Annotated in this window: 17 protein-coding genes and 1 pseudogene; 8 read left to right on the forward strand and 10 right to left on the reverse strand. The window is 48.8% G+C overall.

The genetic code is table 11. From position 1 onward, the window contains the following. A partial coding sequence (locus CTZ24_RS25035; RefSeq protein ID WP_208723593.1) for a transposase occupies nt 1-278 on the forward strand: 278 nt, incomplete at its 5' end. Between the two features lie 39 nt (nt 279-317). Here the strand turns inward: CTZ24_RS25035 and CTZ24_RS25040 are convergent. Beyond that, nucleotides 318-1334, reverse strand: coding sequence for a 1-aminocyclopropane-1-carboxylate deaminase (locus tag CTZ24_RS25040; RefSeq protein WP_021183987.1), 1017 nt, complete (start codon nt 1332-1334; stop codon nt 318-320). 388 nt (nt 1335-1722) lie between these two features. Here CTZ24_RS25040 and CTZ24_RS25045 point away from each other — a divergent pair, with 388 nt between their 5' ends. Further along, nucleotides 1723-2634, forward strand: coding sequence for a DMT family transporter (locus tag CTZ24_RS25045; RefSeq protein WP_244634093.1), 912 nt, complete (start codon nt 1723-1725; stop codon nt 2632-2634). Nucleotides 2635-2642: 8 nt separating this feature from the next. Here the strand turns inward: CTZ24_RS25045 and CTZ24_RS25050 are convergent, their stop codons facing one another. Then, nucleotides 2643-3140 (reverse strand): Lrp/AsnC family transcriptional regulator, encoded by a 498-nt coding sequence (locus CTZ24_RS25050; protein ID WP_208726924.1) that lies wholly within the window; start codon nt 3138-3140, stop codon nt 2643-2645. 153 nt (nt 3141-3293) lie between these two features. On the opposite strand from CTZ24_RS25050, the gene CTZ24_RS25055 reads away from it, so the two are divergent. After that, nucleotides 3294-3506: a helix-turn-helix domain-containing protein gene (locus CTZ24_RS25055; RefSeq protein ID WP_051337958.1), complete on the forward strand. Its 213-nt coding sequence runs from the start codon at nt 3294-3296 to the stop codon at nt 3504-3506. 127 nt (nt 3507-3633) lie between these two features. On the opposite strand, the gene CTZ24_RS25060 is transcribed toward CTZ24_RS25055, so the two are convergent. The 5 genes and pseudogenes from CTZ24_RS25060 to CTZ24_RS25080 all read right to left on the reverse strand — a co-directional run bounded on the left by CTZ24_RS25060 (nt 3634) and on the right by CTZ24_RS25080 (nt 6758). Continuing rightward, nucleotides 3634-3933, reverse strand: a complete 300-nt coding sequence (locus CTZ24_RS25060) for a helix-turn-helix domain-containing protein (RefSeq protein ID WP_208726925.1) — start codon at nt 3931-3933, stop codon at nt 3634-3636. Next, nucleotides 3920-4296, reverse strand: a pseudogene (locus CTZ24_RS25065) (type II toxin-antitoxin system RelE/ParE family toxin). The gene CTZ24_RS25060 and the pseudogene CTZ24_RS25065 overlap by 14 nt, the downstream one beginning before the upstream one ends. Before the next feature lie 115 nt (nt 4297-4411). Next, nucleotides 4412-5269: an NAD(P)-dependent oxidoreductase gene (locus tag CTZ24_RS25070; protein WP_208726926.1), complete on the reverse strand. Its 858-nt coding sequence runs from the start codon at nt 5267-5269 to the stop codon at nt 4412-4414. A 19-nt stretch (nt 5270-5288) separates the two neighbouring features. After that, nucleotides 5289-5594 (reverse strand): EthD family reductase, encoded by a 306-nt coding sequence (locus tag CTZ24_RS25075; protein ID WP_208726927.1) that lies wholly within the window; start codon nt 5592-5594, stop codon nt 5289-5291. A gap of 36 nt (nt 5595-5630) precedes the next feature. Further along, the gene (locus tag CTZ24_RS25080; RefSeq protein WP_244634094.1) at nt 5631-6758 is read right to left on the reverse strand and encodes an MFS transporter; all 1128 of its coding nucleotides are present in this window, start codon (nt 6756-6758) and stop codon (nt 5631-5633) included. A 294-nt stretch (nt 6759-7052) separates the two neighbouring features. On the opposite strand from CTZ24_RS25080, the gene CTZ24_RS25085 reads away from it, so the two are divergent. The 4 genes from CTZ24_RS25085 (at nt 7053) to CTZ24_RS25100 (ending at nt 10858) form a co-directional block, all read left to right on the forward strand. Beyond that, nucleotides 7053-7673, forward strand: coding sequence for a TetR/AcrR family transcriptional regulator (locus CTZ24_RS25085; protein ID WP_208726929.1), 621 nt, complete (start codon nt 7053-7055; stop codon nt 7671-7673). Nucleotides 7674-7950: 277 nt separating this feature from the next. Further along, entirely contained in the window at nt 7951-8652 is a 702-nt protein-coding gene (locus CTZ24_RS25090) for a hypothetical protein (RefSeq protein ID WP_208726930.1), read from the forward strand. 46 nt (nt 8653-8698) lie between these two features. After that, complete coding sequence (locus tag CTZ24_RS25095; protein ID WP_208726931.1) at nt 8699-10135, forward strand: hypothetical protein; 1437 nt, start codon at nt 8699-8701, stop codon at nt 10133-10135. Between the two features lie 228 nt (nt 10136-10363). Continuing rightward, a complete protein-coding gene (locus CTZ24_RS25100; protein ID WP_208726932.1) occupies nt 10364-10858 on the forward strand; it encodes a hypothetical protein in 495 nt (164 codons plus the stop codon). 169 nt (nt 10859-11027) lie between these two features. Here the strand turns inward: CTZ24_RS25100 and CTZ24_RS25105 are convergent, their stop codons facing one another. Continuing rightward, nucleotides 11028-11249 carry a hypothetical protein gene (locus CTZ24_RS25105; protein ID WP_244634095.1) on the reverse strand — a complete coding sequence of 74 codons (222 nt, stop codon included), beginning with the start codon at nt 11247-11249 and terminating at the stop codon, nt 11028-11030. A gap of 345 nt (nt 11250-11594) precedes the next feature. Between CTZ24_RS25105 and CTZ24_RS25110 the strand changes: the two genes are divergently transcribed. Then, complete coding sequence (locus CTZ24_RS25110) at nt 11595-12632, forward strand: tyrosine-type recombinase/integrase (protein ID WP_208726933.1); 1038 nt, start codon at nt 11595-11597, stop codon at nt 12630-12632. A gap of 7 nt (nt 12633-12639) precedes the next feature. On the opposite strand, the gene CTZ24_RS25115 is transcribed toward CTZ24_RS25110, so the two are convergent. Together CTZ24_RS25115 and CTZ24_RS25120 are read right to left on the reverse strand one after the other, a co-directional pair. After that, nucleotides 12640-13497 carry a helix-turn-helix transcriptional regulator gene (locus CTZ24_RS25115; protein ID WP_208726934.1) on the reverse strand — a complete coding sequence of 286 codons (858 nt, stop codon included), beginning with the start codon at nt 13495-13497 and terminating at the stop codon, nt 12640-12642. 22 nt (nt 13498-13519) lie between these two features. Then, nucleotides 13520-14152, reverse strand: coding sequence for a YbhB/YbcL family Raf kinase inhibitor-like protein (locus CTZ24_RS25120; RefSeq protein WP_208726935.1), 633 nt, complete (start codon nt 14150-14152; stop codon nt 13520-13522). Nucleotides 14153-14361 lie beyond the last annotated feature (209 nt).

Genomic DNA, 14361 nt, shown 5'->3' on the forward strand with positions numbered 1-14361 from the left:
GTGTGGTACCGGTGGAAAAAACGTCCGGGAGCTCAGTCAGGGGGCGTGCGCGGATGTCAAAAACAGGCCCGGCAGACGTAAGGGCGAAACTGTATATGGCGGCGATCGTAGCGATCAGGTGGAATGCCCCGGCGAAGGCGCTGTACCAGAGGCTAATCGCGAAGGGCAAAGCCAGCAAGGCCGCGCTTGGAGCGGTGATGCGCAAGCTGGTTCATCAGTGCTTCGGGGTGCTGAAAACGCGGATGAAGTGGGATGAAAATTACGCAGCTACCGCTTGACGTTCAAGACGGTAGCTACGAATGAATTATCCCGAGGGATTAACCGTTACGGAAGATATAGCTGTAAGCACTCAGGGCTGGCGCACCCCCCAGGTGGGCATAGAGCACTTTCGAACCTTCCGGGAATTCGCCATTACGTACCATATCAATCATGCCCTGCATGGATTTGCCTTCGTAAACCGGATCGGTCAGTACCCCTTCGGTACGGGCGCACAGGCGAATCGCTTCCAGCGTGCCTTCGCTCGGTAAGCCGTATTCCGGGCCGCCGTAACGGGTATCCAGCACTACGTCCTCTTCGGTGATTTCACGTCCCAGTTCGACCAGGTTAGCTGTATTCTGCGCAATACGCAGGATTTGGGCTTTGGTCTTCTCGGGTTTGGCTGAAGCATCAATACCAATGACATTACGTGAACGGCCATCAGCGGCAAATCCCACCACCATGCCCGCCTGGGTACTGCCGGTGACTGAGCAGACTACGATGTAATCAAATTTAAAGCCCAGCTCTTTCTCCTGCTGACGAACCTCTTCGGCAAAGCCGACAAAGCCCAGGCCGCCGTAGGGATGTTCTGAACATCCTGCCGGGATCGGGAACGGTTTGCCGCCATTTTCTGCCGCTTCTTCCATCGCCTGTTTCCAGCTTTCGCGGATCCCGATATCGAAACCGGCAGAATCAAGGCGCACATCGGCACCCATAATGCGTGAAAGCTCGATATTGCCAACGCGGTCATAGACGGCATCGGCATAGTTCACCCAGTTCTCCTGCACCAGAACACATTTCATCCCGAGATGTGCGGCCACAGCGGCAACCTGGCGCGTCTGGTTGGACTGCACGCCACCAATGGAAACCAGCGTGTCACAACCCTGCGCCAGTGCTTCCGGGATCAGATATTCCATTTTACGGGTTTTGTTGCCACCGAAGGCCAGACCGCTGTTGCAGTCCTCGCGCTTGGCGTAAAGTTCTACTTTACCGCCTAACTCCGCACTCAGACGTTTCAGTGGGGTAATCGGCGATGGACCAAAAGTCAGAGGATAACGGGGGAATTTTTCAAGATTCATAGCTCTCTCCGGGATAAATGAAGTCGCACGCCTTAAATTATGCTGCGCAGTTGATATTGGTTTGCGAAATAACAATATCGCATCGTGTTTGTTTTTAACATTCCGTTTTAATCACGTATTTTTTAATAAAAATCCATTCATTTTTAGGATCGCGACTGGAAGTTACATTTTTCGGCGTCATGACGAAATAAAATTAACATCGCCAATGGACTGCCATCGACCTTTCTTTGTATTTTTGATTAAAAATCATAAGGTTAACATGATTTTGCTGAGCAAGGCTGACGTGATGCAGAACCCCTGAATTCATCATTGCCTTCTATTGAACGCATGCGGCTAACAATGCTATTTCTTTGTCCATTCCTCCCCCATATTAATAATGAATAATCACATGACTGAAAATTACCAATATGCGAGCAGTGCCCGCCAAGGGATGTTGAAAGGCATTATTTTATTAGTCGTTGCGATTATTTTATGGGGGTGTAACTGGCCGGTGATGAAAGCGGGTCTTTCACATATCACGCCATTGTGGTTTTCTACATTGCGTTTTTCCTCCAGTGCGGCCGTCCTTTTTTTATTGCAGTTATCGATAGAACGGATACGTATTCCTGGCCGTCGGGAGTTGCCGGTGATATTCAGTGTCGGCCTGTTACAGATGATGGCGTTTACTGCGCTGGGGTGTATTGCGATGAATTATCTGCCCGCCGGAAAATCTGCCGTTTTGGCTTACACAACGCCATTGTGGGTCGTACCAGCTTCAGTGTTTCTGTTTAAAGAAAAATTATCCTCACTCCAGTTGTCAGGTGCGTTAATTGGCATTATTGGTATTGTGGTATTATTTAATCCAATTGCTCTCGACTGGCACGATCACGGGCAAATTATCGCCAACGGACTGTTGTTGCTGGCTTCTCTTTGCTGGGCTATCTGCATTTTGCATTTGCGCCATACTGGTTCCCGACTCAATGCCTTTGAACTGGCACCGTGGCAAATGCTGCTCGCTACCCTGGTGCTACTGCCGCTGGCATGGGGATTTGAGGGCAACTGGAGCGGCGATAACTCCCGCGAGCTGTTAGCAATCACCTTATTTGTGGGGCCGGTCGCCACGGCGTTCTGTTTTTGTGCGGTCAATGCCGCCAGTACGTGGTTATCTGGCGTCACCCTTTCATCAATGATGTTGCTGGTGCCGATTACCGGCCTGCTGGTGTCGGTGCCTGCATTGCACGAAGAACTGACATTACCCCTGATGGCGGGCGCGTTGCTGATTGCTCTGGGTATTGCGTTACTGACGCGGAAAAAAGCATGAGGACCGTTTTATAAAGGTATTTGTGTGGTAGAAAACACCTCACGCAAACCAATAAATGAACGGATCTGGCGTACACCGGGAAGAAATAATAATTGCTCGGCGTGGAGTTTATTAAAGCTCTGGTTATCTGCGGTGCGAATTAACATAATGTAGTCGAACTCACCGCTGACCATATGGCATTCCATGCAGCCGCGTATTTTACCGGCTTCACCTTCGAAATCTTTAAAAGATTCAGGAGTGGAACGATCAAGAACAATGCCAATCATCACGACCAGACCCGCATTTAATGTTTCCGGGTTGAGTAATGCAACAGTGCTTTTTATAAAACCGAGCTTTTTTAACCGTTCGACACGGCGCAGACAAGCGGGAGGGCTGAGGTTGATTTTCTCAGCCAGGGTGACATTAGCGATAGAGCTGTCGCGCTGTAAAATTCGGAGTATTGCCATGTCAAAGCGGTCGAGTGTTTTATCACCATTTGCGATGTCCGGATTCTTCTTTTGCTCCATGATCTCCGCCTTGTATAATATGAATATCTTATTTTTGTCATAGCCTGTTCTTATATTTTTGCTGGCTACGAGAATTGCTTGTTTGCATCCTTTCATTGGAATATAAAAAAATCAATCAGAATTAAATCAACTCCAGTATTGATGAAGGTGAAAATGGCTTCGATTGACATTTATATCTCTGAACGCTTGCGACATTTGAGAAAAGCGCAGGGCTGGAGTTTGAGTGAAACAGAGAGAATGACCGGGGTCAGCAAATCAATGCTCGGTCAGATCGAGCGAGGAGAATCGAGTCCGACGTTGGCGACTATCGAGAAGATATCCGCTGGATTTCAGCTGACGTTAAAAGATTTCCTGAATCTGTCTTAATTCAGGAACCCTGCGTACTCATGCTATGCCTTAGCTGTACGAGAAGGTCATGGTGCAAAAAGTCATGACACATCACCTGGTTGAAGTGGATAAAAAGCCCCACTTTTTGATGCGGCATCTGTGGTTTTTACAGATTAAGCGCAATACGCTTACCATCTGGCAAGGTGACATCAAGCGCCAACTCACCACCCAGGGCAGCGACGTAACGTTTCAGGGTTGACAGTTTAGGGTCATTATCAACCTTTTCAATCTTCACTATCGAAGGTTGGCTAATACCCAGCGCGGCCGCAAGCTGAGTTTGTGATACTTCTAATTCTTCGCGCAGTTTCGCTAATGTGATTTCCTGCCGGATTTCAGCAGTTCTCGCAGCAATGCGCGCCTGGCTTTCAGGTGAGCATTTTTCGAGCAATTTTTTATCCGTCGCCATCTTCTTTTGCCTCTAGTGATTTCAGATGTGATGCGTACTCAGCATCTGCAATTTTAATCATTCGTCTGTAAAATAGTTTTTCGACCTGGCCCTTCTTATCACCGGCGCATAAGACAATTGCCTTACGTGTTGGATCGAACGCAAAGAACAAGCGGAACGGGTGTCCACCAACCTGTACTCGCAATTCTTTCATATTGGTTAATTTGAGCCGTTAAGCTGGTCGACCTGTGGGCGCCCCAGGTTAGAACCGTCTTCCTCGAGAATGCCAAAGTGGGCTAAAATCTCTTCCTGCACCTCGTCAGCTTGAGCCTCAAACCAGTTATCAAATAACGTCCGTGTGATGATTTCCCAGGCCAATTCCATCAATCTCCTATAACCCACAAGCTATAAAAAATTATACCTTGTAGGTTATATATGCAACATTTTAGACGCCAATATCTTCTATTTAGATGCTGGAAGTTAGTTCTTTGCCCATTGCTCAGCGTCTGTTCGCCGACCGAATGGTATAATCAGCGATGACCGACCAGTCTTTGTCACCTCCGTCAGCATGAACAGCGCGGGCCATTTGCTCGTTCACTGCTGCCAGCATGGGCAGGTCTGCACTCAATGTTGCGGCGGCTTCTCTGGCGAGTCCCAGGTCTTTCAGGCCCAGACTGGCTTTGAACCCCGGTTCATAAAGCTCTGCCATGATGTTTCGTGAATAGACCTGATAGCTCCGGCCGCCAAACAATGTATTGAGTATGAGATCAAAGAATTGTACTCGATCCAGTCCATTGGATTCCGTGAGCACTACAGCCTCCGCCATCGCTTCAATCGCCATAGTGATCATCATGTTGCAGGCGATCTTCGCTGCATGTGCAGCCGTTTGTTTCTCTCCCATTTCCCATACGCGTTTGCTGATGACGTCCAGCACCGGCCTCACTCGGTCCAACGCATCCGGCAGACCGGCAGCAAGGACATTCAGCTCCCCGCGTGCGGCGACATCCGGCCGGCCCAACACCGGCGCTGCTACATAACTTATCCCGGCTTGTTGATGAACCAGGGCTAGTTGCTGTGAAAAACTTACCGATATGGTTGAGGAAATAATATGCACGAGATTTGGGTTGGCTCCGGCAAGCAAGTCGCCATCGATGATGACTTGCTGGATTGCTGCATCGTCAGAAAGCAGAGTTATTGCGACATCACCCAGCAACGTCTCTTCCGGCGCATTGACGTTTATGATGCCCTCAATCTCACGGCCTGAGCGGCTCCAGGCATATACCCGGTGTCCGGCAGCCACTAAATTTCGGGCAATGGCACTCCCCATCTCGCCCATCCCAATGATGCCAATGTTCATGATGTTGTCCTCTGATGAATTAGATTTGGCTGGCGCGTACACGCACCGGCGCAATATCCGTAAACTGCACGACGTCTGCCATTACCGCAGTGACCTCAGGTGAAGTAAAAGAAGCTTCGATGGCGCTGTCATCGCGGAAAATGCATTCGCATATCGCAACGGTTCCTGGCTGAGGCACTGCCGGATAAAAGGCTGCAACGCTGAGCAGGCCGTAGCGGGCAAATGACGCCATCACCAACGGAAGATGCTTGTTGTGGTAGTAATCCCGGTCAAAACGGGACCCTGTCGTTCCGGCGTAGGTAACGTATACGGTTACGTGTGTCATGGTTATCTCCTGCTTTAAGCGGAATGAGGAAAAGGATTAATGCCCTGGGCGCGCACCTGCTCTGAACCCCTGTTCCCGCGCCCGCCATGTGATAAGAAATGCGATGATCAGCAGCAGGATGAGCACCGGTGGGAAAACCTGTGCCCCCCAGTTATTGAGCAAAATGCCGCCAACAAGACCGCCAGCTGCGATAGCGCCGTTCCATGCCACCACATTGATCGAGAGCGCAAGATCAGCGCCCTCGCCCGCGCTATCCGCCAACGCGGTTTGCAGCAGCGTTGCTGCACCACCGAAAGTGAATCCCCATACCGCTACACCGGCATAAATCACCGCCGGTACTTGTGCAGAGGTCATAAACACCACAGAAACCAGCGTAAAAATGGCAAGGCTAGCCAGCACACAGGTACGCAGATGGCGATCTACCAGACGCCCGGTAACCGCGATCGCCAGCAATGCCGCGAGTCCAAAAGTGAGCAGAATGACATCTGTCTGTGAAGCGAGGCCCGCCAAATCAAGAAATGGTGCGATGTAGGTATAAAGAATGTTGTGCGCCAGCATCCAGGTAATAACGACGCTGAGGACCGGGCGTACCCCTTTGGTAGTCAGTACGTGCAGCAGCGGCAGGCGTTCATGGCGGGACTGCCCCGGATAATCGGGTACGCTGGTCAGCACCCATATCACCAGCACAACGGTCAGGGCAGATATCCCGGCAAAGGCACTTCTCCAGCCGATTACCCCACCAAGCCATGTTCCCAATGGCAGGCCCAGTGAAAGGGCGATTGGCGTTCCGACCATAGCAATCGCCATAGCTTTACCCTGCTGGTGGATGGCAACCATACGACGCGCATAACCGGCCAGCAGGCTCCATGACAGCCCTGCCGCTACCCCGGCAAAGAATCGTGCCATCAGTGTGAGCCAGTAATGTGAGGACAACGCGGTAATCGAGTTGAAAATAAAGAAACCGGCAATGGCAAGCAGCAGCACATTGCGGCGTCGCCAGCTTTGCGTGGCAATGGTCAGCGGTATCGCAGCCAATAGTGAGCCAAGAGCATAAGCAGTCACGGTCTGACCTGCGAGGGAATTCGAGATACTCAAACCAGACGCGATTTGCGGCAATAATCCGGCTGGCAACGTTTCAGTAATGATGCAGATGAAACCTGTCATTGCCAGGGCAAGTAACGCTGAAACTGGCAGCCTCTGTGTTTCTGAATGGGGTTGCGAGGCTGCTCGCTCATTCGGTTGTGTAAAGATGGTCTCGTTCTCCATACGTCCTTCAATGTTGTGATATGTACCGATTGGTATATATATTGGTGTGGAAATTTGTACCCGGTATAACCGGGTGCCAACTTATGGGGTCTACTTGTGTATCGATCGATACATTAGTTAGAGAGGAAATCTTTGTCAACGACATATGTATCGATTAGTATGTTAATCGTTAGATTCTGACGGGAGAAAACAATGGCGACTATGGGCCGACCAAGAACGTTTGACAGAGATAAGGCGATTGAAGATGCCATGTTTCTTTTCTGGCAGCATGGCTATGAATCAACCTCACTCGCCCAACTGAAGGCCGGGATCAACAACGGCATCTCAGCGCCCAGTTTCTATGCCGCTTTTGGATCGAAAGAAGCGCTATTCCGGGAGTGCGTGCAGCGTTATATCGCCACTTATGCTCAGGTCACCGAGTTCTTATGGGATAACAACCTGTCAGCTCGCGATGCCCTTGAAACGACGTTACGCCGTTCAGCAAAAATGCAATGTGAGCCAGGACATCCATCCGGCTGCATGGTAGGTCTGGGGGCGATGAGCGCGCCCTCCGCTGAAAATGCTGCTGTCGCTGAACCGCTGGAGCGCTCGCGTAATCGCACCAGGGCAGGCGTTGTCGCAACAATTGAGCGTGGCGTTGCGACGGAACAACTTAATAAAAGCGTCGATGTGAAAGCATTAGCGGCAATGTTCAGTACTTTTTTGTTTGGTATATCGATTCAGGCGCGCGATGGTGCCAGCCTTGATGAGCTGAACAAGGCTATCACGCAGATGATGTGGCTGTGGGATAGCAATAAACAGAATGAAGATTGATATTTTCCGTCGTTATAACGGCAGGAAGATTACCCATCTTCGGATGCGAGTTCAGTTTCTTCAGCTACGGCCTGAACCGCTATTCGAATAGCGTTGCATAACTGCATCGGGGTACGAATAACGTATCCTGATGGTCGTTATAGCTCAGCGAAATTCCCCCTCATTTACCTGATGCATTAATCCAGCCGACAGCAAATTTGCAGTGTAGATAAAGTTTTCCGCCTTTTTGCCGATGTTATCTCCCATAGCAAAAACCGTTACTTTTATGGATGAAAACATGTCGAAAAAATTGACGCTGTCTCTATTGGCAACAACATTAACGCTGACCGGATGTGCTTCAAAACCCCTTCCTCCGACTGAAAAGCGTGTCCAGACTGAAACAATTACTTCAGAAAACCAATCCCAGCTTACTGTTGAAGGTTGGCAGGACCTCGAAACCGATTACAGTCGCCCCTCAGACACACAATTGCGTTATATCACTCAAGGTGACACCACTAAAGCGACGGCATTAAAAACACTTCAGTTTGTTTCAATGATATTTGTCGGCGGCCAGATTCAGGGGTTTAGCAAGGATCAACTTAAAGGAACACAAGCCGTTGGTGTTATGAATCCGTCGCTTTCATACCTGACTCCGCGAGTGAGCGAAGTCCTTAAAGCCGAGATGGATCGTCTACCAACCAAAAAATACGATAAACCGCTAGTTATAAAGCCATTGACCTGGAAGCTGATTTATAAAAATCTCGCAGGCGGTGATGACAATTATCAATTAGTGATGACGACGACACTCACACGTACTGTCAGCGATCCAGCGGGGCACCTAACATCCAAACAAATCGAATGCAGCTCGGATGCAACCACGCCGCAATTCACCCTCCCGCAGTGGCAGGCAAATAATTATGCCAAAGTAAATGAGGTCACGCAGAAACTCATGGATAGCTGCGTAACAACCTTCACCAGCCAGGTGCGATCCTTTCTTTGATGCGGCCAACATATAGGCATCATGGAAAAATAGAACAGGGTAAAAAATGAAAAAGTCGATAATGCTGCTGGCAGCACTGACAACGTTGTGTGCAGTCAGTGCGGTACAAGCCAGCGATGAAAAATTGCCGCCGCCGAATGTCAGCAATGTTTTTATCAATCCTCTTTATTTCTATCGTCAGAATGACCACCTCACCTACGTCACGATGGTGAAACTGAATAATGGTTCCAGAGTTGAACGCTGGAATACCGTGGACTGCGGGAATAAAAAATATTATCGATTGTATCTCGATATTTTAAATAAAGACGGCAAACTGAGTGATCGTTTTTACGGCGATAAAAGTTATGGGCGCTATGCCCCTCCGCTGGAAATAACCGGTAATGAGGCAAAGGCAGCCGCAATCCTGTGCGATATCAAAGTTAAAAACAGCGACTGGGTTTACAGCGAAAAGAAAAATAATGTCGGTAAGGATATTCCCGAAGCCTCTTCGCTGGTGGATGTCGCGAATGTCATCAAAGTTAAGGACAAGCTGCTTGTCCGGTTGGGTTACGGCTACGATGAGATCGATTACGACCCGCCTTACGATGCTCCTTTTGATCTTAAAGTCGAATACCACGTTTACGACTGTAAAACCGACCAGGACACGGTGATCGGGGCGACAGATGTGGATCCTCACGGGTTCGTTACCGACAGTTTGATCGGTGAAGCAATGAAAAAGCGTGCATCCGACTTTACTAACAGTCCGGCAGTTGTGGAATCATTCAAAACAATGTGCCGCATGGACGAACCCCAGCGCTATGCCGGATCAGGAAAATACCAGAGTCATCCGCATAAAACGGTTGCCAAATACAGCGGACCAATCCTTCCTGACTTCAGGGATAATAATCCGAACTGGATAATGAAGTTTCCGCTGACACCGGAGGTGGAGTCGAAGGGGATTGCACTGATTGCGAATTGGGCGGAGCCTCGTTTCAGACAACTCAAATGGTCAGAAACGCAGGCCGATGATAAGCCGGTGAAAATAATCGCTGATGTTCAGGCTAATGGACTGGTACGGCGGCTTGAGGACTACAACGTTTTTCTCGCGCAGCGCATTATGGTCGCCAATGACATTCAACTGGAGGGGGCAATGAGCATCAGCCCTCTTCCGTCCATCACGCAAAGGATCGAAACTACGCTACGTTTCCCTTTATTTAAGGGGCAGCATTATCATGTGCTAACGCTGACCAAGGGGCAAGACGGCGAAAAGGTCACGCGGATTGAGCGAGACTGCGACGTCGTATCCAGTGGAGATGCTGCAAAGATTAACGCTGCATTTACCGGGAGTTACTGGCGCGTGGAATGTACGCAGTCAGGTTCGGATGGCCCGGAAAAATCAGCAATCGCATGGTTAAATGATTTGCGGATCTTCCTTCCCCTCGAACGTACTTATCATGGTGTGATAAAACCGATAGCAATTACGGATGTGGGGATTAGCCGTTAAAAACGCTTTTTATCGGGTATTGGATGCGGCCATAACGTTTGGCTGCTACCTGGACGGAATAACATCAGGGATGCTTCGGTTTCCTTGATGTTAACGCAGTAAAATGTGTTTATCGGTATTCAGTGCCGTCATAATGTCCATCATTCGATGGTAATAGACATCGCTACTCGCTCAGAGATAGAATAAGGTTCAACTTTATTAATTAAAATCAGTAACTAAGGATTTATTTTGAAATTGATTTCTGGGCGGGCTTATTTCGCGCTTTTTTCTCTGCCAGCATTTTTTATCTCAACCTATGTACATGCCAGCGTTATCACCTACACACAGGTTCAATCCGATGAGATAGCCGGGCATGCAACGCGAGCAGTCAGACTTGCGGAATGTGTCGCACTCGGTGCCCAGGCAAAGGTTGACGGTAAAAAATTGCAGGTCCTTGCTAAAAACTTTAGCAAAGAGTCAGATGAATTTTTAGCGGGTATTGATGCAGGGAATATTTCAAAAGAAGCAGCGGGTAAGATCCCGATGATTTGGAGTGCTCTTCTAAATGATTATCACACGTCATATGAGTTTGTGAAAGGCGCACTATGGAATGCCGAACAAGAGCAAGCACGGAAAGCATTTTCGGAAGGCATTGACTCTAATCAGACATGGTCAAAATACAGTAGCGCCCTGACAAACTCAGCTGCATTGCTTTATAATGACAAAAACTGCGAGTTATTATAATACATATTTCATCGTGTATTATTAGGGGCTGTTTTACCCTGAAAAATAATTATTTATGGGCAGTTATGGGAAACTTTATCACCTGGCTGTCTCACTGGGGCTGGCACTGGTATTTTTTCAACGGCCTGCCCCATACCTTTATGGTAAAAAAGTTAGATCCATATGGATTTTAATTAACTTCAACTTTCTCTACAATAAATCCATCCCTACGGAAAAAGTCTAACACTCGTTCTATGTTGCCTATGCCCCACTGATTAGATATTGCCACAACCTCGCCAGATGCAAGCTCGATCAAGTCATCGTCATTTATATGATATCGGTTTCTTCTCTCGTCACTGATAAGTTCTGCTAAGGCAATAGTACGGTTTTTTATGACTCCAGATAATTTCATATGGAGCTCATCAAAGCTGGCTGGATTATTTTTTTCTATCCAGTCAGTGAAAATCTCTAAAGCCAGATTTCTTTTGTTCAGGGTAAGTCCCTTATATTTATAACTTGAGTAGTCTTTTTCTGACTTCTTAGCCCTCTAACTTTACATAATGGGAGTTATGTAAAGTTAGGATCCTTTAAAGGATCCGGGTATGATAATTGCCACCAATCGTATTTTTGGCATCAGCAACAAAACTGTGCATAAATCAGGCGTCGCTACGCAAAATTTGCAGGGTAATTCCCCGCGCGTTATTCCAGAATTTACGTAGCGCGATCAATTCAATAATCGGCCAAATAACACACAATAATGACGGAATTTGTACAGAACACCGCTCTGGCTCTCAACTTCCCCGATGACGGTGACATTTCAGCGCGACTGAAAGAGTTTGTTCAGGACAGGGATGCGTTTTCAACCAACACCTGGTCACAGCTGATGAGTGTAATGGCAGTATGCTGGCGCTGGTCGCAGGAAAATCAACGCAGCTTTTTGCCAATGTTGTCCAGCGATCTCCGTGACTATCTCTCCTGGCTACAGCAGGCCGGACGGGCCTCAAGTACCATTTCAACCCATGCCTCGTTGATCTCAATGTTACACCGTAACGCCGGAGTCACACCGCCAAACGTCTCACCCCTGATTTACCGTGTAATGAAGAAGATAAACCGCATGGCGGTGACGTCCGGCGAGCGCGCTGGTCAGGCCGTACCGTTCAGACTGGCTGATCTGGAGAAGGTAGATGATTGCTGGGCGGGCTCTGAACGCTTGCAGGAATTGCGTAACCTCGCCTTTCTGCATATCGCCTACAGCACCCTGCTCCGTATCAGTGAAATTTCGCGCATCCGCGTGCGCGATATCTCAAGGGCTGAAGATGGGCGGATCATTCTCGACATTTCACATACAAAAACTATCGTCATGACGGGTGGACTGATCAAAGCGCTGAGCAGCTATTCCAGCCAACGTATTGATGAATGGCTTAAGGCATCTGGCCTGTTAAGTGAGCCTGATGCATTTCTGTTCTGTCGGGTTCACCGTTCTAACAAAGCGCTTCCGTCAGAACACCAAATATTAAGTCGCCCTGCTGTTGAGGACATATTCAGAAAAGCCTGGGATGTTGCGGGTCAGATCGATCCAGTCAGGGCAAATAAAAACCGCTACCGTAACTGGAGTGGTCACAGTGCGCGTGTTGGTGCTGCGCAGGACATGACTAAAAATGGCTATCCGGTAGCGCAGATCATGCAGGAAGGCACCTGGAAAAAGCCTGAAACCCTGATGCGTTACATCCGTAATGTTGATGCGCATGAAGGTGCGATGGTCGATATGATGGAAAAAAAGAAAGGCAGATACTGACCTGAAGTTATCTTAGCTGTGCTGGCGAATTACCAAAGCGATAGCGGAATCGTTCGGTAAATCGTGATACCGATTTGTAGCCGCATGCATCAGCAACCTGGGTAAGATTCCAGTGGGTAGTTTGGATCAACATCAGAGCATGGTGCATCCGGATATCCAAAAGCAACTGTTCAAACCGCACGCCCTCCTGCCGCAAGCGTCGGCGAAGTGTCGATTCACTCATCGCCAGCGCATCACCGGCCAGTCTGGCGGTCCATCCTTTATCCGGCGCTTCTCGTAACAGCTTGCTCAGACGTGGAAAAATTCCCTGCTGATGAGGTAATAAGAAGTGAACACGTTGTTCCGCCAGTACCAGAAGAAGGTCAAAGATGCGCAGGCGAACCCGCTCATCACTCATCAGTGGGTTTTGCAGCGTTGCCAGTAAATCTTGCACTGAGTCTTGAATATCGCTCAGTAATTCCACTGTGGTTATCTGCGCATTTTTTCTGGCAGCGGCGAGATATTGCGGAAAATGTTGATAGAAACCGTCGAGCACATCCGAATTCAGGGAAATAAACAGGGAACGAAACGGGGAAGCATCGTTTGCCGGATACTTAACATAGTCCGCATCGACCCCCTGGTCGATCACGCCCAGCAGCGTTGGTGTGTTCAGTTCATACGAAGTTGCGACGTGGGAGAACTCAATCCTGCCGGAAAGCACCAGCAACAGCGTCGGTTCATAAAAGAAAAATGAACTCGCCTTCTGCTGAATCTTCAATTCTGGCCATGCAACGGAGATTAAATTTGCCCGCCGAAGACTGTCACGGGAAAAACCAGACCCTGGCACTGGACTCTCTTTAACAGGCAATGCACTTTCACTGGTCATGGTTTTTCCTGATTTTGTATCGTTAAATCTTCACGTCTGGATTCAGGCTATAAAGCCCGGTCAGCTTCGCTTCAGCCAGGACATGACTCTTTTTCACTGCTTGCAGGATGTTAGCTCCAGTCAGTTCGCCTTCGACTGTCAGGGTCGGCGTTGCCAGTGCATATAATGTGAAAACATAATGATGCACGATCTCATCATTCCAGGGTGGGCATGGGCCATCATAACCATAGTAAGTCCCGCCCATCGCATCATCGCCGGCAAACCAGGCGGTATAGTCGTTGATGCCATGTTTCAGTCCACCAGGTGCTTGCGGCCCGGTTTTGCCCTTGGCCGTAATGCCGTTTGACTGTGCACCCTCAGCGATTTCTGTCTGTGTAGCCGGAATATCAAACAGCGACCAGTGATAGAAATCGGTTCGCGGCAGTGAAGCCGGAACAACTTTGCCTTCCTGATTGACGTTTTCGCCGCTGGTCGGGACATCGTAATCATGGCAAATCAATACCAGTGACTGTGTTCCGGCAGGCAGATCTGACCAGCCGAAGTGCGGGTTCTGGTTATCAGACAAACGTACATGGCTCTGTGCATCATAAACCGCGAAGCTGTTTTTCCCGGGGATGACATCCCCGTCATTGAAGCTGTGGCTGAATAATTTCATCTCTTCTCCTTGTGCGACTCGGATGGAACGACAATCAACGTCAACCTGATTATAAGAAGCTTCTCGACTTCATGACGATCTAATCCGGTCAAATTTATCCCCGAAGCCGTCATTATGGACAGGATTGGTTATCTGATGTGCATCATCATGGCTTGTGGTTACTATGGACTTTCCGGAAGTACGATTCAAACAAAACTAAAGTTTATTAA

Source organism: Pantoea phytobeneficialis (genome assembly GCF_009728735.1).
In the GTDB taxonomy this organism is placed as follows: Bacteria; Pseudomonadota; Gammaproteobacteria; order Enterobacterales; family Enterobacteriaceae; genus Pantoea; species Pantoea phytobeneficialis.